Origin of the sequence: Polynucleobacter yangtzensis, from assembly GCF_001595965.1 — a bacterium.
Lineage (GTDB): Bacteria > Pseudomonadota > Gammaproteobacteria > Burkholderiales > Burkholderiaceae > Polynucleobacter > Polynucleobacter yangtzensis.
In genome coordinates this window covers 1-388 of record NZ_LOJI01000027.1, presented here as the reverse complement: position 1 = coordinate 388, position 388 = coordinate 1, and the positions used below count along the sequence as shown (strand labels likewise).

Sequence of the window (388 nt, the reverse complement as noted above, 5' to 3'; positions counted from 1 at the left end):
CCATTGACGCTGACTGGCGCAACTATGGGTGGCGCGCTGGGATTGAAGGCATTCGCAGTAGCGATTATTGGCGGCTTATCTAGCGGCATGGGCATCATTGTTGGTGGCTTGATTTTGGGCATTGTCGAAACAGCTACCGGCTTTTATGTCTCTACTGGTTACAAAGATGTTCCAGGCTTGATTTTGTTATTGCTTGTATTGGCATACAAACCATCTGGTCTATTCGGCAAATCTGCAATTAAGAAAGTTTAATGATGAAGAAGTCTCTAATACCGCTATTAATTGCGATTGCGGCACTCTTTTGTTTGCCGTTGTTTGTTCATAACCCTTATTACATTCACTTAGTTGAAACCATTCTCATCTACACCATCTTGTTATATGGTTTAGA

Annotated in this window: 1 pseudogene; it reads left to right on the top strand. The window is 42.3% G+C overall.

The window, feature by feature from the left end:
* A pseudogene (locus JaK3_RS06780) lies at nucleotides 1–252 on the top strand (branched-chain amino acid ABC transporter permease); the annotation flags it as partial.
* Nucleotides 253–388 lie beyond the last annotated feature (136 nt).